This window comes from Shinella sp. WSD5-1 (assembly GCF_963942435.1).
Classification (GTDB): Bacteria; Pseudomonadota; Alphaproteobacteria; order Rhizobiales; family Rhizobiaceae; genus Shinella; species Shinella yambaruensis.
Genome location: NZ_OZ012596.1, coordinates 4,376,680 through 4,395,697, shown reverse-complemented (window position 1 = coordinate 4,395,697; position 19,018 = coordinate 4,376,680). Strand labels below are relative to the sequence as shown.

Here is a 19,018-nt window from a genome sequence, read left to right as displayed (position 1 = left end):
TACTTGGTGCGAATTGGTGGTAGTCAATGACAGACAGAGACGACGAGACCGGCCGCTTCCTGCCTGGCAACAGGTTCTGGGAGGCGCGTTCCTCGCATGGCCGCAATCCGATCTTCGCAAAGCCTGAGGATCTGTGGGCGGCTGTGGTGGAATATTTCGAGTGGGTAGAAGCAAATCCGCTCTACGAGGAGAAGGTCTTCAACGGCAAGGATGGCATTGTGCGCGCCACCATCGCGAAGATGCGCGCAATGACGATTTCCGGGCTGTGCGTCTTTCTCGATATCGCCCGCGGTACATGGGACGGTTATCGCGAGCGGCCCGATTTTATGCACATCGTCACGCGAGCCGAGGAAATCATCCGAGATCAGAAGTTTTCCGGCGCCGCCGCTGACCTCCTCAATGCCAACATCATCGCCCGCGACCTTGGCTTGGTCGACAAGCAGGATGTTGATCAGAAGACGAAGCTTGAGGCCGGCGATAGCCTGACCGAGCTGCTGAACACGATCGCCCAGAATGGCAAGCGCATCACTGACCGCTGATCAGTTCCTCGATCCGCGCTGGAGGTTATCGAACCTCTACTACATCACGGACAAGACGGGAACGAAGATCAAGTTCGAGCCGAACGAGAGCCAGCTTGCGTTCCTGAACGAGACGACGGCGCTCAACATCATCCTGAAGGCCCGGCAGCTCGGGTTCACGACGCTGTGCTGCCTGATCTATCTCGACGCCTGCCTGTTCCATCCGAACACCAGGGCGGGCGTTATCGCGCACCGGCTCGACGACGCCAAGGTCATCTTCCGGGACAAGATCAAGTTCCCGTATGACAGTCTGCCGGATCAGCTCCGGGCGCGCATCAGGTCGACGCAGGACAGCGCGGACACGCTGACGTTCAGCAATAACTCGTCCATCCGCGTTTCGACGTCGATGCGCTCTGGCACGCTGCAGTATCTGCACGTCTCCGAATTCGGGAAGATCTGCGCGCAGTTTCCGGAGAAGGCGCACGAGATCGTCACAGGTGCGCTCAATGCCGTGGCGCCGGGCCAGTTCGTCGTGATCGAGAGCACAGCGGAAGGGCAGGAGGGCGCCTTTTTCGACATGACGTCTCGGGCGATCGAGATGAAAAACTCCGGAGCCGCACTGACGGAGATGGATTACAGCTTCCATTTCCATCCGTGGTATCGGGACAAGACATACCGGCTCAATCCGTCCGGCGTGACGATCACGGAAGAGGATGAGCGGTATTTCGACAGCCTCGCGGCCAGGGGCATCGTTCTCGATGATTGGCAGAAGGCCTGGTACATCAAGAAGGACGTTACGCAGGCCGGCGACATGAAGCGGGAATTCCCGTCCTTTCCGGAAGAGGCCTTCGAACAGGCGCTGGAGGGCGCTTACTTCTCCGTCGAGATGGACATCGCCTACAAGCAGCAGCGCGTCGGCGGCTTCCCGGTCGATCCTCGTTATCCGGTCAACACCTTCTGGGATCTCGGCCGCAACGACCTCAATACGATCTGGCTGCACCAGTACATCGGTGGGCATCACCGTTTCGTCGGCTACTACGAGAACAGCGGCGAGTGGATCGGCCATTACGTCAACTGGCTGAACGACTGGAAGCGTGACCGCAATATCCAGTTCGGAGAACACTACCTGCCGCATGACGGTGACCGGCAATATCTCTGGATACCTGACGGCACACTCGACGTGATGTCCAAGCTGAACTTCCGGCCGAACATCGTCGATCGCGCTACCTCGGAAATCCAGCAGATCAACCAGGCACGGCCGTTCTTCCACAAGTGCCAGTTCGATGAAGCTGGCTGCTCGGTGGGCCTGAAGCGCCTCAAGGCGTTCCGGAAGGAATGGGACGACCTGAGAGGCATGTGGAAGGACAAGTCGCGCCACGACATCAATTCGCACGGCGCAAAGGCGTTTCTGACCTTCACGGCCTCCGGGTTCCGTGAGGACGAAATTACAGTGCAGGCAACGCAGCGTGACCGTCACCGTGAACGGTTCGCCTCCAGAGGTGAAAGCGAAGGCTCATGGATGACAGCATGACAGGCCTTGCGAAAGGCAAGCCGGTTCCGCAGCGCTTCAAGGATTGGTTCATCAACGACCGGAACCATACCGAGAAGTGGCGCGAGGAGGCGAAAGAGGATTACGAGTTCGTCGCCGGCCGGCAGTATTCGGATGACGAAATTGCGGCGCTCAAGGCGAAGAAGCGCCCCATCGTCGTCTTCAACCGCATCCAGCCGATTGTGGACAGCGTCTATGGCCAGGAGATCGGCAACCGCCGTCAGGTCAGCTATATCCCGCGGGAAATGGGCGACGTGAAACCGAACGAGCTTATGACCGGCGCAGCGGAATGGTTCCGTGACCAGGCGCATGCCGAAACGCATGAAAGCGATGCCTTCCTCGACATGCTGATCTGCGGCATAGGCTGGACGGAAACCCGCATCGACATGGAGGAAAACCCGGCCGGGACGCCGGAGATCAACCGCGTCGATCCGATGGAGATGTTCTGGGACTACGACGCCAAGCGTCGAAACCTCTCTGACGCGCGCCGCGTGTGGCGGGCTCGCCGCATTCCGGTTTCCGAGGCCAAGGCCATGTTCCCGGGCTTCGCCAAGGCGCAGCTTGATGCACAGTGGACCATGGTGCGCGATCGGCAGGAAGTCGAGAGCGCGCCGGAGACGGACGACGGCGGCGAGGATTCGGGCGACGAACTGGTGACCCTCGTTCACGCGCAATGGATCGAGCGCGAGGCCTATTACATCGCCGAAGACCCGATGAGCGGGCAGCAGGGCGAATTCAGCGTCGAGGAATACCAGACCACCAACAAGCGGATGAAGCAGTTGATGGGGACCGAGATGCAGGGCGCGCGTCTGATGCGCAAGGTCCGCAAACAGGCCTTCCTCGGGGAGGTGGTGCTGTCCTATGGTCCGGCGCCGTGCCCCACGCAGTTCTCCTTCGTGGCCATCACCGGCAAGCGAGACCGCAACAAGGGCACCTGGTACGGCCTCGTGCGCGGCATGAAAGACCCGCAGCGCTGGGCCAACAAGTGGCTTAGCCAGATGATGCACATCATGAACAGCAACGCCAAGGGCGGGCTGCTGGCCGAGAAGGGCGCGTTCAGGAACCAGCGACAGGCAGAGGAAAGTTGGGCCGATCCGTCCGCCATCACATGGATGGAGGATGGTTCGATCCAGCAGCAGCGCATAAAGGAAAAGCCGCCCGCGCAGTTCCCGGCCGGCTTCCAGCAACTCACCGAGTTCGCGATTTCATCGATCCGGGACACCTCGGGTGTTTCGGTCGAAATGCTTGGTCTTCGCGAGGCCGGACAGGCCGCCTCGCTGGAAATGCAGCGCCGGCAGGCGGGCATGACGATCCTGCAACCGTTCTTCGACGCGCTGAAGCACTATCGCGAGCTGCAGGGCGCGGTGATGCTCTATTACATTCAGAACGATCTTTCGGACGGCCGCCTGGTCAAGATCGTCGGTGACGACAACGCGCAATATGTGCCGCTGATCCGGCAGGCCACGTCGGAATACGACATCATCATTGATGATGCGCCGACCAGCCCGAACATGAAGGAAGCTGCCTGGGCGACCATGATGCAGCTCCTGCCGGCATTCGGCCAGATGATCCCGCCGCAGATGATGGTGACGCTGCTCGAATACTCGCCGCTGCCGTCGAACGTAGTCGAGAAGCTGAAGCAGCAGGCGCAGCAGAGGCAGGAACAGCAGGCGCAGGCGCAGCAGCAGCAAATGCAGGTTGCGCAGCAGCGTGAGGGCGCCGAAGTCGGCAAGATCGAATCCGAGACCGAGAAAAACAGGGCAACGGCGCTCAACCAGGCGTCTCAGGTCGAGTTCGAAAGGGCAAGAATGGCGACGGACATGCTCCAGATGTTCGCCGCTCCACAAGGGCAGCCAGAAAGGGCAATTCAATGAAGCAGTCCGAAGAGGATTTCGTGAATGAAGGGTTTTCCAGTGAAGAACTGGAGGCCATCAGCGCCGCCGGAACCGAACCGGTGGTGGAAGAGCCGGAGATCACCGCGGAAACTCCGCCGCCGGCCGAGACTGCCCCGGAGACACCAGGACCTGAGAAGGTTGATATCCGTGCTTTGCAGGAGGCCAGAGCGAGCGAACGCCAGCTGAGGGCAGAACTTGCCCGGCATGCCGAAGAGCGCGCCCGTCTTGACGAGCGGGTCAAGCTGCTCTCTGCCGCGATGCAGAGCCGCGCGGTCGATCCGGAGCCGAAAGTCCCGACATTCGAGGAAGACCCGTTCGGGAACATGGAACACCGGTTCCAGGGCACCAACAAGCAGATCGAGACGCTTCAAGCCGAACTGAAGGCGTTCCGGGACGCCGAGGCGCAGCGCGCGCAACAGTTCCAGGTCCAGCAAGAGCGGCAGGCGATCGTCAACCGCGCGCAGCTGATCGCGAACAAGGCGGCCGAAAAGCACCCCGACGTGAACGACGCGGTTCAGCACGTCGTCAACGCCTCCGTGGCCGAGCTGCGCCGCCGGCTTGAGGCCGGCATGATCCCGCCCGAGCACTATGAAGAGGCGGTGCATAACCATTTCACGGCGCTTTGCTCGCAGGCGCCGGAAGATCCTGACCAGTTCGCGGACTACATCCGCCGGCACGCCCGCTACTGGGACTGGCAGGGCGCGAAAACGCCGGCCGCCGGTCAGCAGTCCGTCCAGGACCTCGCCGCGCGCCAGGAGCGCCACATGAGCCTTTCCGGCACATCCGGCGGCGAGGCTCCGAAGCCTCTCGACGCCAAGGCGCTCGCCACCATGTCGGACAAGGAATTCCAGGCCCTCATGCACACCGTGCAGGGCCGCAAGCAGGTTGAGCAGATCATGGGCGGGTAATTGCCCTTCCCGCCCTGACGGCCCACGCACAACGGCCTTAAACTTGCTGCTTCGGGGCGCGGCCCGTTATCCGCGCGCAGCCCGCGCACCACGGCTTTAAAGTGGCCTGCTTCGCCTGCCAGCGGCGTCACAGTTTGGCGATCACCCCAAATTTTCCAGTCCTTTCAAGGATATAGAAATGGCAAACACCACGTTTGGCGTCAACGACGCCTTGGCGGTGAAGCTGTGGGCGCGTCGTCTCGAATACGATATCGTCTATCGTACCGACATCTCCGCGCTGATCGGCGAATCCTCCAACTCCATCATCCAGCTCAAGACCGAGACCTCCAAGGAGTCCGGCGACCAGGTCACGTTCCCTCTGATGAAGGAACTGATGGGCGACGGCTTCACCGAGGGCGAAATTGCTGAAGGCAACGGCGAAAGCCTGTCGCTCTACAGCGATGCGCTGGTCATCAACGAGCTCGGCCACGTCGTCAAGATCCCGAACAAGGGTCGGTCGATCGACGCGCAGCGCGTTCCCGTCAACCTCCGCGAGGCGGCCCGCTCCGGCCTTCGCACATGGAAGGCGAAGCGTATGTCCGTCACATTCTTCAACCATGTCTGCGGCTATACCCCGGAGACGCGGCCGAAGTATCGCGGCAACAATGCCATCGTCGCTCCGTCGCGGCAGTTGTTCGTCGACACGGGCAACAACAACTCGGACGGTGACGAAAACCTCGCCTCCGATGACGTGTTCTCGCTCAAGTACGTCGATTTCGCCCGAGAAATGGCGGAGACGGCCGCAAGCCCGATCCGGCCCATCAACGTCGAAGGCGTGGACGGCGGCCGTGACATCAGCGGCGGCAAGTACGTCATGTACCTGCATCCGTACCAGGTAACGGACCTGCGCACCAAGACGGATACGGGCCAGTGGCTCGACATCCAGAAGGCTGCGCTGGCGGGCGGCAGTTCGTCGAAGAACCCGATCTATACGGATGCTCTCGGCGAATACAACAACGTCATCCTGCGCAAGGCGAACCACGTCACCCAGGGCGTCAATTCGTCCACGGGCGTTGCGGTGGCCAACACGCGCCGTGCGGTCCTGCTCGGCGCTCAGGCGGCTGTCGTCGGCTTCGGCAAGGGCAACGGCCCGACGACCTATGCCTGGAATGAAGAGCTGATCGACCACAAGCGGCAGCTCGAAGTGTCCATCATGAGCATGTTCGGCCTGAAGAAGACCCGCTTCGACAACCAGGACTTCGGGACTGTCGTCGTGTCTTCCTACGCCGCTGCTCACACGTAAGGAGGGACGAAGATGCCGACCAATACCCGCGGCTCTACCGCCCGTGACGACAGCAAGCAGCTCATCCACTATCTGCGGAAGGGACTTGCCTACAACTCCGGTGCCGGCCCCCACCTCGTGGGGACCATTCCTGCCGGCGCTCTCATCCTGAAGCCGTCCTCGGGCGTGCATGTCGTGACAGCGGCAAATGCCGGCACGAACAAGCAGGCCGACGTTGGAACGCTCGCCACCGCTGACCTCTTCGGTACGGACCTGTCGCTCGCCGCGACGAATTTCGTTCCGCTGGACGAAGCGGTGGGCGGCTACCGCGTGGCGGCCGATACGGAGATCTACGTAACGCTCGACATCACCGGCAGCGGCAGCACGGCCGGCGATTTCGAGTTCGTGATCGCGTTCATCCCGGACAATGACCGGTAATGGACCTCGCGTTCATGACCTTGTGGGAGGCGGGTTATTTCCTGCCTCCTGCAGATCCTCCCAAGCCTGAAAAAACCGTCCTCAAGGGGCACTGCCAGCACTGCGGGAAGAAGGTCGGCAAGGGCCTTTTTCGGCATGAGAAGGCGTGCGCAAAGGTGAAGCGATGACGATCACCGTTGTCACGGGCGGCCCGATCGGTCCCGGCATCGACGTCAGCCTGACGCTCGGCGCTCTGAAGGCCGAGATTGCCGACGATCTGGACCGCACCGACCTGACGAGCCAGATCGCGACGGAAATCCAGCGGGCCATCAAGTTCTACCAGTACAAGCGCTTCTATTTCAACGAGGTGAGGGACGAGGTCTTCCAGACCGTCGCCTATCAGGGGCTCTACAACTCCCTCGATGCCGAGATCATCCAGCAGTTCATCGAGTTCGACGACATCTACCTGAACGGCGAGCAAATGCCGCTCACGTTCATGGAGCCGAGGGAATGGGAAGTGCTGGCGTCCGGCGGCAATGGCGCAAAGCCGCGCTCCAGGACCTACTATAACCAGGCGATCGGCCTCTACCCGCTTCCTGATCAGGCCTACACGGTGCGGATGACGGGGCACATCATCATCAGCGCGCCGTCCTCGGACAATGAGACCAACAATCCTTGGCTGACCGAGGCCTACGACCTCATCAGGGCGAGAACGGTCGCGAACCTCGCGCTGAAGAAGCTGCGCGACGACACCCTCTTCCAGCGCCATAGCGCGGTCGAGGCGAGCGAATTCAACAAATTGGCGGCAATGACGGCATCCAAGGTCGGTTCCGGCTTTGTGACGCCCACGGAATTCTGAGGCCAAGCATGGCTATTCCCTATCATACGCACAATTTCACGATCCAGACGGCTGACGCCGAGGATACGGCGGCAGGTGTCCGGGATGACGTGCCGGTTACGCCGAAGTCGATGAAGCCCATCGCTGACAAGGCGGGATCGGCTCTCCAGCCAACGACGGGCGTCGTTCGGCTTCCGACATACGACTATGCCGGTGGCGCTGGTGGCCTTTCTGACGTCCTTCGCGTCTTCATTGAGGACCGTCGTGCAAACTTTGCGCGCGTCGATACGGAACCGGCTCATGACGTGAAGTTTGAAAACGGCGGCTGGTGGTCTCTAGACGAGCTGACGGTGACGCCCTTCATGGCCGGCGCTGCTGGCGATGGCGTCACCGACGACACCAACGCGGTCAAGGCCATCGTCGGATTTGCCTATCTCCTCGGAGCTACGATCTATTGGCCCGACGCTGCTTTTCTGACGACGGAGAGTATCCCGAACTTCCACGACGTAAAGCACACCGGCCCCGGCCGTGTCCTGCGCGGGAGTGACGTTTGGTACAGCACCCCGACCGGTTCGCAGCGCAATATCGTTTACTACACCACGACAGGCGACAACGCGAACGACGGTCTGTCGGACGCTTCGCCGCGCCTCACCCTTTCGAACGCAGCAATCCTGCTGAACAAGTACGGCTGCGAAGGAAAGATGATCGACGGTCGCTGGCGCCTGCAGTTCGCTGCCGGAACCTGGCTCAACCAGACACTCCGCATTGGAAGCGCGCTCAAGTCTCGCTATCGGATCGAGCTGCATGGTGTGCTTGATGAGGACGGCACGCCCCTCACGATTTGGGAGCACAACAACACCTCAATCCTTAACGTTGTACATATCGAGCCGGAGGGCCAATACGAGTTCCGCGGCCTGTGGGCAAAGGGCGTCGATAACACGCAGTTCGCCTCTTATGGCTTCATTGGAAAATCGAAGGTCGATTTCTGGTTTGCCGATTGCCGTGTGACCGGAAAGTCCATCGGCTTTGCCGTCATCAACCAGTCGGAAGGCTACATGGAGCGCTGCTGGGCAATCGAATGTGGCGACGGTTTCAGAGGAACCTATTCGTCGACGATCAGCGTCGGACTTCTGCCGGAAGCCGCTTGTCGTGCAATTGATTGTACTGCGGCAGGCGCCTTCATCTCTCGCGCATCTGTCGCCCATGTCGATTACTTCAATCCGGAGGGCTGCGGGTACGGCGTCCTGATCGACATGAACGCCCGCGCCGCCATAACCGGCGGCGACTTCAAGCGCTGCGCGGTCGGCATCCAGACGTGGGGCGGCGGCGAATGGGCTGATGGTGGTGTCCCTGTCAACTTCAACGTCGGAACGGCCGATGCGTGCACGGTTACATTCCGTTCTCAAGGCTGGGGCGGCGAGACGCGTCTGTACTCGCAGAATTCGCAGTCATACCACCGGATCGGCCATGGGCTCGGTCCCTGGACCACGGATGCGACGTCACAAACGACATTGACAAACGTGGTGGCTCCGCCGGCTGGTGGGCGCCCTCGATTGGTGGGGGGCTTCTTCGCGGACAGCGGGAAATCCTTGCGAGTGCGGGCCTGGGGTACACTGTCGGGCGCGGGAATTACCAAGACCTTGCGCCTGCTCGCCATGGACTACGACACGCAGGCCAACCCCGCGCAGCTGATGAACCTCAATCTTGGGAACGGCGAAGGCGCGTTCGATATAGACTGCCTGATCGTTGCCACGTCAGTCACCGCCCAGCAGCATAATCGTCGCATCATCACCCCTATTGGTACGGTTCTGATTGACACCGCCACGGCGGTTTCGTTCGCGGCCGACCGCATGTTGCGTTGGTACGGCCTGCTCGGCGCATCAGGCGGACAAATCAGTCTCTCCGGCTACGAAATCTATCTGGCTGGCTAGGTTGTTCTAGGATGAAAATCCCTCTCTCGCCCTTCGAGCCGGACAAGGCCACCTACAACGTCGCCGCGGCGAATGTCGTCGTCAACGCTCTGCCGATTGCGGACGGATGGGGGCCCCTGCCGTCGCTGAACGAGATCATCCCGACAGAGGTTGAGGAAGGCGAAATCGACGCGATTGCGGGCTGCACCGGCGTGTTTCATGCCCGTACAGCGGCGGGAACGACGGCGACATTCGCGGGCACTGCCACGAAGCTCTACCTCTTCAACGAAACGGATCTGATCTGGGAGGACGTGACGCGCACGTCGAGCGACTATTCCTCATCGCTGCGCTGGTCGTTCGTCCAGTTCGGCAGCCGCGTGCTTGCCACGAACGGCGTTGATCCCATCCAGGTCTATGATCTCGGGTCGGATACCGAATTCGCTAACCTCGCCGGATCGCCGCCGGTCTGCAAGAGCCTGATGGTCGTCGGTGATTTCGTCGTGGCGCTCGGCGTTGACGGTCAGCCGGACCTCGTCAGGTGGTGCGGCATCAACGATACCGAGCAATGGGCCGAGGGCGAGGACGGTGCGGGCTCGCAGGTGATGCCGGTCGGCGGCGACGTCCTCAACGGCATTCCGGTGACGGGGGGCGCCATCATCCTCATGCGCTCCGCCATCCGCGCCATGCGGTTCGCCCTCGAAACGGGGTGGGTCTTTGCCTTCTCGGACATCACGACGGAACGCGGCCTTGCGGCGCCCTATGCCGTGGCCCAGATCGGACAAGACGACTATGTCTATTACAGCCCGAGCGGCTTCTACCGGGGCAACAATGCCATCGGCTCGGAGCGCCTGAACAAGTGGTTCAGCGAGACGGTCGACACGGACTATCTGGAGGACATGGATGCCTCGGTCGATCCGTTCCGACAGGTGATCTGGTGGCGGTTCCGGTCGCGCGACACGAAGAACTACCTTCTCGGCTATAACTGGATGCTGGACCGGTGGTGCTTTTCCGACATCGAGTTCCAGGCGCTCGCCACGGTCGCAACGCCCTCGGTCACCATCGACGGCATGGAGAAGTTCTTCAACACGATCGACGATGTAGACGTGCCTTTCGATAGCCGCTTCTGGCAGTCGGGCCAGCCGACATTCGGCGGCATATCGACGTCAGGCCGGCTCGCCTTCATGTCTGGCGAGAACCTGCCTGCCACGCTCTACACCGCCGAGGTTTCGCCAACCGATCCCGACCGCTTCTTTGTCAACGGCGCGCGGTTGGATTCTGACGCGGTGAACTACACGATGACTCTCGGCACCTCGGATTTCAAAGGACAGGGCATCCGATGGCGCAATCCGGTCACGCCGTCGCCACGGACGCGGTTCTGCGGCATTCGCGGCGACGGCCGGATGATCAAGCTGAAGGTGGACATTCCCGCCGGTGAGGAATGGAAGACGGCAACCACCATCGAAATGATGGGCGAAAGGGCCTCGTTCTCATGACCGTCTATGCGCAAACCACTGGCCAGCGTGTCGTGTCGTCCGTCAGCCTGGCTGATACGAGCGAAATCGATCTCGTCACGTCGGACACCAGTTCCACGTCCACGCTCGAAAGCATCATGTTCACCAACACGACGGCCGGCAGCATCGATGTGGACCTGATCTATGACAAGGGTGGCTCCTCGGTCTACGTGCTGCACGAAAAGCCTGTGGCGGCGCACGACTACCTGTTGCTAACCGACCACAATCTGCCGATCCCGGCCGGCTGCCTCCTCCGGGTGAAGGCGAGCGCGGCCGGCATCGATGTCACGGCGGTGCACATCCGCAATCACGCCAACCTCAAGAGCATCGGCCCCGGCTGATGCTTGTCGCCTTTGCCTCTCCCGAGGAGGTGGACGACATCTGGCCCATCTTCGAGGCCCGGATGCAGCGGGCCTGCGACCGGTACAGATGCGACCTGACGGAGCCTGTCCTGCGCCAGATGTGCCTTTCGGGAGAAGCCTATCTCATGGTGGCGCACGACGGCGAGCGGCCGCTGATGGCCTCCGTCTGGAAATTCTACAGCTGGCCGACCGGCATTGTCTTCCGGTGCCTGTGCCTGGCCGGCGATGGCGTCGGCAGATGGGCGGACGCGGCCCGTGCCTTCGCCGTCGATGCCGCCCGTACCGGCGGCGCCAAAACCATTACCGCGAGTGGACGAGCCGGTTGGGGAGCTATTTTCCCCGGCGCCCGCGAAGTCTACCGAACCTACGAGGTGAATGTCTGATGCCCGGTGGAAGCTCTCAAACCCAGACGACCAGTTCCGAGCCGTGGAAGCCGACGCAAGACCTCCTGAAGACGGGCCTCGCCGACGCGCTGAAGCTCTACAAGGACGGGTTCGGTTCTCAGGTCTATACCGGATCGACCGTCATCCCGTACTCGCTTCAGACGATGAAGGGGATGAGCGGCCTTGAAGCCCTCGCCAACGGCAGCGCCGGCAAGAGCCTGACGAGCCAGATGAAGAACATCATCGGCAACGGCGGCTTCAACTCCTACCAGCGGAACGCCCTTGGCGGGCTCAACATGGCGGCCGACAATGCCGAAAACCGCTATATGCGCATGCTCGGCAACGGCGGCTTCAACCAGTCGCAGCAGCAGGCGCTTGGCTCGATCCGACGCAACTTCGACGACAATCAGGGGATTTTCCAGGGCCTTTTGAACAGTGGCGGCCTGACCGATGACCAGCGTCTCGCCATGGACAATTACCGCACCACGGCAACGTCGCAGTTCGATCCGAACGCCGACCCGAACTTCCAGCGGGTGCTTTCTAGTGCCCTCGATGCGGCCGGCGACAGCGTCAACCTCAGCGCGGCGGCGGCAGGCCGGTACGGCTCGGGTGCGCATCAGGGTGTCCTTGGCAAGACGACGGGCAATCTCGCCGCGGGCATGATGTCGGACGAATACAAGAACTGGCAGAACCGCCGGGACCAGGCGAACGCCAATCTCTTTGCCGGCGGGCAGACAGGCGTCGGCAACATGACGAATGCCTACGGCACGATGCAGGGCGCGGCGAACAACCTGATGCAGATGGGACAGGTCGGCATCGACAACATCGATCGCCAGTTCGGCAATCTGCTGAACGCCAACGGCCAGCTGTTCAACGCGGGACAGGCCGGCCTCGGCAACATCCAGAACGCCTACAACATCGCGCAGATGCCATATCAGACGCTGATGCAGATCGGCGGCATGAATGAGGATCTGGCCACGCGGCTCAAGAATGACGAGCTGCGCATCTTCAACTCGCAGAACAACAGCCCCTGGGACCAGATCGGCCAGCTGCTCAACGTCGCCAACCTGAACGGCAACTTCGGCACGCAGAACGTCACGGCCTCCGGCCCGAGCGGCAATCCGATCCTGAGCGGCCTTGGTGGTTTCGGCCTGCTGGCCAGCCTGTTCGGCGGCGGCGGTGGCACTGGCGGGCCCGGCGCCCTCAGACTTTAAGGAGATCGACATGCCCGGAAAACGTCCCGACGAGACCTATGGCCGCCCGATCAAGCCCGGCAAGGGCGACACGATCCCCGCCGGCTTTCCAGGTCAGCTCGGCCTCCTCGCCAAGCAGATGAACAACGGCTTCGGCGGCGGCATCCTCGCGCAGAGGAATTACCTGAACCAGATCTACGATCCGATCCGCATGCCGGGCACGCCAACGCTCGGCGGCGATGGAACGGCCACGGGCGACAAGCCGGGCGTCACCGGCGAGACGGAGCTTGATCCTGCGATGCAGCAGTGGGCGCGCATGCTCTATGGCTCTCCGTACCGGGACCAGCAACTTGCCGCGCTGCAGGAGTATTTCAAGCAGCAGGGACATCTTTGAGGAGCGATGACGATGGCAAACGGCTTTCTCGGCCTTGATTCCGACGCCCTCATGGCGATCAGCGCCGGCCTGCTTTCCGGGCGCTCGACGCAGGAGCAGCTTGGCAATGCGGCGACGGGCCTCATCGGGGCGCGCAAGGAAGCTCGCCAGCGCAACATGACGATGGAGATGCTTGGCAACGGCAACCCGCAACTGGTTCAGGCCGTCCAGGCTGGCCTCTTGTCGCCGGCAGACGCCTTCACGCTGCACTACAAGCAGCAGCTGGCCGACAAGGAGGCCCAGCTGAAGGCGCAGCGTCCGAGCTATATGGCCGTGGGTGGCAGAGTGTTCAACGAGAACACGGGTGACTGGATCGACCCTCCTGGCGGCGTGGCAAAGAAGCTGCCGGCAGTGGCGGACGAGTATGAATACGCGAAGTCTCAGGGGTTCGGCGGCTCGTTCATGGACTATCAGGCGTCCAAACGCCGGGCAGGCAACACCGGTGCAGATCCTTACGAGACCCGCCGCGCCGCCGCCGAGGCCAACGGCCTGACGCCGGACAATCCGGCCTATCAGTCGTTCATCCTCACCGGGAAGATGCCGCGCGAAGACCAGTCGCCGCTTACCGCCACCGACAAGAAGGCCATCCTTGAGGCCGACGACATGGTGGCGGCCAACGAGAACGCCATCACGGCGCTGGATCAGGCCATCAGCATCAATGACAAGGCCAATCAGGGCTTCGGCGCCAGCACGCGCGGCGCGTTTGGCAACGCCTTGCCGAATATCTTGCTCCCCGACTTCGTGTCCTCGCCGGAAAGCTCGGCTGCCACGGCTGAATACGACAACCTGGTGATCGGGCAGGCGCTTCAAAGCCTGAAGTCTATTTTCGGCGCTGCGCCCACCGAGGGTGAACGTAAGATCCTGATGGAAATTCAGGGCTCGGCAAGTCTCCCGAAAAATGTCCGCCTCGGCATCCTGGAGCGTGCCAAGGCTCTTGCGGAGCGCCGGCTTGAATTCAATCGCCAGCGCTCCGAGAGCCTGCGCGGCGGTTCGTTTTACAAGCCGGGTGGCGGACAGGCCCAGAAGGGCAACCGCACGTCTGCCGGCGTCCAGTGGAGCATTGAACCGTAATGCCGACACTCAACATCAACGGCCGCCGTGTGCAGGTGGATGACAGCTTCCTGAGCCTCACGCCGGAACAGCAGAACGCCACCGTGGACGAAATCGCCTCTCAGCTCGGCGAGGTCCCGCAGGCCGAAAGCGCGCAGTCGCAGGATCTCCGCTCCGATCTGTCGAGCATGTCGACCAAGCTCGGGGACGCCTCGATCGATAGCCTGGCGCAGGTCCGGTACGACCAGATGCCGGAATGGAAAAAGCCGATCGTCGCGGCCGGTGATCTCGTCGACCTCGCCGCCAATGGCATGACCATGGGTTTCGGCGACAAGGCCGCAGCCGCCGCGCGCGCCGCGTTCACCGACAAGTCCTATGATGAAGAGCTCGCCGCAATGCGTCAGGCAACGCAGGGCGCGCGGGATCGGGCGGGGTATGCGGGAACGGCAGCGGAGTTCGGCGGACTGATTGCTACTCCGGTCGCGCTCGCCAATCGCGGCGCCACGCTGGCCGGACGCTTCGGTACGGGTGCGATGGAGGGCGCGAAGGGTATCGCGGCCCGCGCCGGTCTGATGGGCGCTGAGGGCGCGGCCTATGGCGGACTCTCGGCAGCGGGCAATGACGCGGACATCGCAGAGGGCGCTCTGCTCGGCGGCGGGCTCGGTGCCGCCGTGCCTGTCGTCGCTGGCGTCGGCCGCGCCGTTGCCAAGCCGTTCATGGACGCGGTGCGGGCTCGCACGAACCCCGGGGCCTATGCCGTGGAGAAGGTGGCGGAGCGCGTTACAAGCCGCATGCCGGTCGACCAGGCGGGCCGGCGGATGGCGGCCGGCGAGGGGCTAAACCTTGCCGACGTCGGCGGCGAGAGCGCGCGCGGCCTACTTCGGACTGCGACCAACATCCCGGGAAAAGCCCGAGACCGCGTCCAGGCCCAATTGACGCTCCGCCAGTTCGGTCAGGGCGACCGGCTGAAGGCGGCGATTTCGCGCACATTTGCCGACCCTAACGGATACATGGCTGCAAAGGACGCCATCGCGGATGCGGCGGAAAAGGCGGCTGGTCCGCTTTATCGGCGCGCCTATGCGCGGCCCACCCACTTCAGCAAGACCCTGGAGGGTATTCTGGAAACGCCTGCCGGCAAGTCGGCACTTCGGCATGCCGAGCAGCTGGCGGGCAACGAGCAGGTGCCGTTCAAGCAGATGTTCGTCAACATTACGCAGAACGGCCAGGTGGTTCGTCGCGTGCCGGACACGCGCGGCTGGGATTACATCAAGCGCGCCATGGACGATATGATCGCGCGCGAGACGGATAGCATCACCAAGAAGGTGACGAACGAAGGCCGAATCTTGGTCGGATTGAAGAACCGGATGCTGGCTGAGGTCGACCAGCTGAACCCCGATTATGCAGCTGCCCGAAGTGCATGGGCCGGCAAAGCCGCGCTCGACGATGCGCTGGAGACCGGCCGGGAGGTGTTCCGCATGTCTCCCGAAGCCCTGAAACGAGCCGTGGCCGACATGGGGCCGGCGCAGAAGGCGAGCGCCCGCATCGGAGCGGCCGAAACCCTGCGAAACCAGATCGAGCAGGCCGGCGTGACGAACAACGCAATCCTGCGCATTTTCTCGCGCCCGGCGCAGATGCGGAACCTGCAAACCTTGTTCGAGAGCCCGGAGAAGTTCCGGGAATTCCGTTCGACGATCATCAGCGAGGCGCGCAAGCGGGCCACCTACCAGGCCGTGACGGGCAACAGCACGACGGTTCGGCAGGCGATCGACATGGCGGAGGCTGGCGGGCTTCAGGAGGGCGTCGACACGGCGCGGAACCTGATCACGACGGGACCGGTGAACGCCACGCTGCAGTTCATCGGCTCCCGGCTTCGCATGCTTGGCGGAATGACACCGACGGTGGCGGACGAGGTGTCGAAACGGCTGATGGCTGGATCGGCCAAGTCGAAAGCGGCGGTCATCAACGAGCTTCAGCGCATCAACCAGCTGAAGATTTCGGCGGAACAGAAGCGTCAGGCGGTGCAGGCGTTCGTCGCCCGTGCGCTTGCCATTGCGGCGCCTGCGGGGATCGCCGCAGAGTAGTCAGGCATCTGTTTTATTTCGACGCGAAGGCCATAGGAACCACAGCAAGAGAACAACGAAGAGGCAGAAAAGCGCGAAATCCACCGTGAGTTCAGGTGCTATGTGACCGCGCGCATAAAGGCCGCCGATGGCCACGGCGAAAATCCCAAGCAGGACTTCTGGGGTAAGGCGGCTTTTCATGTGCACCATTCGTCTGCGGCCAAACGTCAAAGGAGAAAGTCACTGTCCTTCAAGTTGACGAGCGGATCAAGGACAATCGAGAAGTCGGCCTTGCCGTCGCCGTTCACGTCGCCATGGATGAAAGTGTCGCCCAGCTTCTTCTCGTATCGGAGTTCCCCGGCGGTTTTCGAGAATTTCTTGTCGCCGATGAACTCGAAGAACTGGTCTCCGCGTTTGCCAGTGTCCGCATCGATGCCCATCAGGTCGATCCTGTCGCCTTCGACCTGGCGGAAATCGTAGATCGTATCCCGGCCGCGCCAGCTGACCGTGGAATCCGAAACGGAGTTGAAAACGAAGGTGTCGGCACCACTGCCGCCCCACAGATCGTCGGCGCCTTTGCCACCGGTGATCTGATCCTTGCCGGCATACCCGATCAGCACGTCGGCCTTGTCGCCGCCGGTGATCGTGTCGTTGCCTTTCAGCATCTTGGCGACGACGGCATAGTCATCGTTCAGCGTGACGGTCTTCGCGGCGGCGGTGAGTTCGGCGGCCTTGATGCTCACTCCCTCGATCGAGACCACTTTGATGTTCTTGATGTAGGCCTCGTAGCTGGTGACGACGCCCTTCGACAGGTCCCGGTTGGAATTCATGCCGAAGCCGTATCCGTGAAACTCCTCGGTCACGTTGCCGCCCGGCTGAATGATGTACGTCCACTGGTCGAAGAGATAGTGCGAGCCGTCGAGCATGGTCGAGTAGTCGAGCTTGCTCATATCGAACGAGCGATTTTTGTGAACTTCGACGGTAGCCATGGCGCCCTCCCTTAAACCGGGAAAGGGAACCACCAATTACCGCAAAAGTCGAGACAGGAACCCATGGCAACAGCACAATCCGTCATTGACGTCATGCTCGGCGAGGCCGGCGGCAAGACCGCAGAGCAGCGTCTCAACGACATGAGGCACATTTTCTCATCCATGGTGAACCGCGCCCGGATGACGGGCCAGAGCATCGAGGATATCGCCCTCAGCCGGTCGCAGTACAACGCCTATGGCAAGCGCCTGCCTGCCGGCGTCGAGAAGTACCGGGATCTTGCAGAGCAGGCCATCCAGGACGTCCTTTCAAACGGCCCGGTGACCAGCGCCACCTACTACGCCACGCCCGCGGCCGTGGACAATCTGCCCGGCCGGCTCGCCTATGAGACGGAGACGGCGAGCCACCGCTATTTCAGCGACCCGGAGTTTCGGGGGATCGTCACCCGCAAGGGCGCTCGCCAGCCTCAATTGCTGAACACGCCAACGCCGGAGTTCGCGGTGCGCGATCCGTTCGCCGGTTCGGTGCTGAGTGACCTCGGTGCTGTCTCCGGCGTGCCTTCCGGTCTGGAGACCCCCGCCGTCACGCCGACCGAGGCCTATGGCCAGCTGGCGGGCTCGACGGAGGGAACCGGTCTCCAGAACCTCTCCGGACAGTCGCCCATGGCCGGCCTGCGCTCGGGCCTCCTGGCGCAGCAGCGCGACTATCAGACGCTCGATCTCTCCCCGAGCCAGTACCAGGCGGCGCTTGATCGGCGAGACGCCGCCGTCGGCATTCTTGGCCAGCAGGACATGGCCGTCCCGAACATGGCGGAGATGCAAGCGCAGGCGAACTTTCAGAACGAGGTGAACCAGGCGCGCCAGAGCGTTTCCCAACCGCACACCTATCAGGCCTACCAGCCCGAGGCGGGCGTCACCGACGCTATCGCCGCCATAGAGGCCGTTTCACCGACGACACAGCAGGCGACACCCAGCCTTGCTGACGCATACCGTCAGATGGGCCAGTCGATGGAGCAGGGCGGCATCCTCGGCATGGACGGCCTGAAGGTGCGCGATCCGAACGACGTTCTCGGCGTCGGCCGGCTGAGCCCCAACCCGCTCGCCAATCCCATCGACAATCTCCCGGCCTATGAGCCGCAAACGGCAGAAGTCGGTACGGTTGAGGGGCCGGTAACGACCGGGGCCATATCCGCACCGGAAGACGTCGTTGAACAGGACATGGCCGTGTCCACGACGCCGGACGCCACACAGCAGCAGCCCTCCCGGTTCGGCCGGATCGCTCGCAATGCCGGAGCGTCCATGCTCGGCGGTATTGCCGGCTCCGCAATCGGCGGCCCGATTGGTGGCCTGATCGGCTCCGCGCTCGCCCGCGAGACCTTCGGCGCCAACCAGCAGCCGGGCGGCTTGCTCGGTGGCCTGCTTGGCGACCGGAGCGGGCAAGGGGCATGGGCCGGCGTCGGCACGCTGAATGACCTCGGGCGCGGTGCGCAGGCGGCCTATGGCGCGTGGGGTGGCCCGAAAGGCACCACCGGCATTGCGACGGATGGTTCGCGCATCACCAACCTTGGCGACGGCCTTGTTTCCCGCATCGACCGGTTCGGGCACGAGACCTTCTTCAAGGACGGCGACACCTGGGCGGCGGAGGCGGCGCTGGCGGCCTCTTCGGCGGGATATTCGGGGGCAGCTTTGGCGATAGCGGGCGCTCTCAGGCAGACAGGGCAAGAGATAGCGTAGGACTTTACTG

18 protein-coding genes are annotated in these 19,018 nt (G+C 62.5%); 16 read left to right on the top strand and 2 right to left on the bottom strand.

What is annotated here, in order from left to right; translation table 11 throughout:
• Nucleotides 1-26: 26 nt before the first annotated feature.
• The 15 genes from AABQ55_RS21620 to AABQ55_RS21550 all read left to right on the top strand — a co-directional run bounded on the left by AABQ55_RS21620 (nt 27) and on the right by AABQ55_RS21550 (nt 16,309).
• Nucleotides 27-539 (top strand): DNA-packaging protein, encoded by a 513-nt coding sequence (locus tag AABQ55_RS21620; RefSeq protein WP_272806521.1) that lies wholly within the window; start codon nt 27-29, stop codon nt 537-539.
• Complete coding sequence (locus AABQ55_RS21615; protein WP_272806520.1) at nt 514-2,049, top strand: terminase; 1,536 nt, start codon at nt 514-516, stop codon at nt 2,047-2,049. Before AABQ55_RS21620 ends, AABQ55_RS21615 begins: the two co-directional genes overlap by 26 nt.
• Nucleotides 2,046-3,941 carry a portal protein gene (locus tag AABQ55_RS21610; RefSeq protein ID WP_272806519.1) on the top strand — a complete coding sequence of 632 codons (1,896 nt, stop codon included), beginning with the start codon at nt 2,046-2,048 and terminating at the stop codon, nt 3,939-3,941. The genes AABQ55_RS21615 and AABQ55_RS21610 overlap by 4 nt, the downstream gene beginning before the upstream one ends.
• Nucleotides 3,938-4,870, top strand: coding sequence for a hypothetical protein (locus tag AABQ55_RS21605; protein WP_272806518.1), 933 nt, complete (start codon nt 3,938-3,940; stop codon nt 4,868-4,870). Before AABQ55_RS21610 ends, AABQ55_RS21605 begins: the two co-directional genes overlap by 4 nt.
• Nucleotides 4,871-5,048: 178 nt before the next feature.
• Entirely contained in the window at nt 5,049-6,152 is a 1,104-nt protein-coding gene (locus AABQ55_RS21600) for a N4-gp56 family major capsid protein (protein WP_272806517.1), read from the top strand.
• A 12-nt stretch (nt 6,153-6,164) separates the two neighbouring features.
• Nucleotides 6,165-6,569: a hypothetical protein gene (locus AABQ55_RS21595; RefSeq protein ID WP_272806516.1), complete on the top strand. Its 405-nt coding sequence runs from the start codon at nt 6,165-6,167 to the stop codon at nt 6,567-6,569.
• Nucleotides 6,570-6,732: 163 nt separating this feature from the next.
• Nucleotides 6,733-7,407, top strand: coding sequence for a phage adaptor protein (locus AABQ55_RS21590; RefSeq protein ID WP_272806515.1), 675 nt, complete (start codon nt 6,733-6,735; stop codon nt 7,405-7,407).
• Nucleotides 7,408-7,415: 8 nt separating this feature from the next.
• Nucleotides 7,416-9,317, top strand: coding sequence for a hypothetical protein (locus AABQ55_RS21585; RefSeq protein WP_272806514.1), 1,902 nt, complete (start codon nt 7,416-7,418; stop codon nt 9,315-9,317).
• An 11-nt stretch (nt 9,318-9,328) separates the two neighbouring features.
• A complete protein-coding gene (locus AABQ55_RS21580; RefSeq protein ID WP_272806513.1) occupies nt 9,329-10,789 on the top strand; it encodes a hypothetical protein in 1,461 nt (486 codons plus the stop codon).
• The gene (locus tag AABQ55_RS21575) at nt 10,786-11,148 is read left to right on the top strand and encodes a hypothetical protein (protein ID WP_272806512.1); all 363 of its coding nucleotides are present in this window, start codon (nt 10,786-10,788) and stop codon (nt 11,146-11,148) included. Before AABQ55_RS21580 ends, AABQ55_RS21575 begins: the two co-directional genes overlap by 4 nt.
• A complete protein-coding gene (locus AABQ55_RS21570; RefSeq protein WP_272806511.1) occupies nt 11,148-11,552 on the top strand; it encodes a hypothetical protein in 405 nt (134 codons plus the stop codon). The genes AABQ55_RS21575 and AABQ55_RS21570 overlap by 1 nt, the downstream gene beginning before the upstream one ends.
• Nucleotides 11,552-12,766, top strand: coding sequence for a hypothetical protein (locus tag AABQ55_RS21565; RefSeq protein WP_272806510.1), 1,215 nt, complete (start codon nt 11,552-11,554; stop codon nt 12,764-12,766). Before AABQ55_RS21570 ends, AABQ55_RS21565 begins: the two co-directional genes overlap by 1 nt.
• A gap of 10 nt (nt 12,767-12,776) precedes the next feature.
• Nucleotides 12,777-13,139: a hypothetical protein gene (locus tag AABQ55_RS21560; protein ID WP_272806509.1), complete on the top strand. Its 363-nt coding sequence runs from the start codon at nt 12,777-12,779 to the stop codon at nt 13,137-13,139.
• A 12-nt stretch (nt 13,140-13,151) separates the two neighbouring features.
• Nucleotides 13,152-14,249 (top strand): hypothetical protein, encoded by a 1,098-nt coding sequence (locus AABQ55_RS21555; RefSeq protein ID WP_272806508.1) that lies wholly within the window; start codon nt 13,152-13,154, stop codon nt 14,247-14,249.
• A complete protein-coding gene (locus AABQ55_RS21550) occupies nt 14,249-16,309 on the top strand; it encodes a hypothetical protein (protein WP_272806507.1) in 2,061 nt (686 codons plus the stop codon). The genes AABQ55_RS21555 and AABQ55_RS21550 overlap by 1 nt, the downstream gene beginning before the upstream one ends.
• Here AABQ55_RS21550 and AABQ55_RS21545 read toward each other — a convergent pair whose 3' ends face one another.
• Complete coding sequence (locus AABQ55_RS21545; RefSeq protein WP_272806506.1) at nt 16,310-16,489, bottom strand: hypothetical protein; 180 nt, start codon at nt 16,487-16,489, stop codon at nt 16,310-16,312. It abuts the gene before it with no gap.
• A gap of 26 nt (nt 16,490-16,515) precedes the next feature.
• Nucleotides 16,516-17,277 (bottom strand): M10 family metallopeptidase C-terminal domain-containing protein, encoded by a 762-nt coding sequence (locus AABQ55_RS21540; RefSeq protein WP_272806505.1) that lies wholly within the window; start codon nt 17,275-17,277, stop codon nt 16,516-16,518.
• A gap of 63 nt (nt 17,278-17,340) precedes the next feature.
• Between AABQ55_RS21540 and AABQ55_RS21535 the strand changes: the two genes are divergently transcribed.
• Nucleotides 17,341-19,008, top strand: a complete 1,668-nt coding sequence (locus AABQ55_RS21535; RefSeq protein WP_272806504.1) for a hypothetical protein — start codon at nt 17,341-17,343, stop codon at nt 19,006-19,008.
• Nucleotides 19,009-19,018 lie beyond the last annotated feature (10 nt).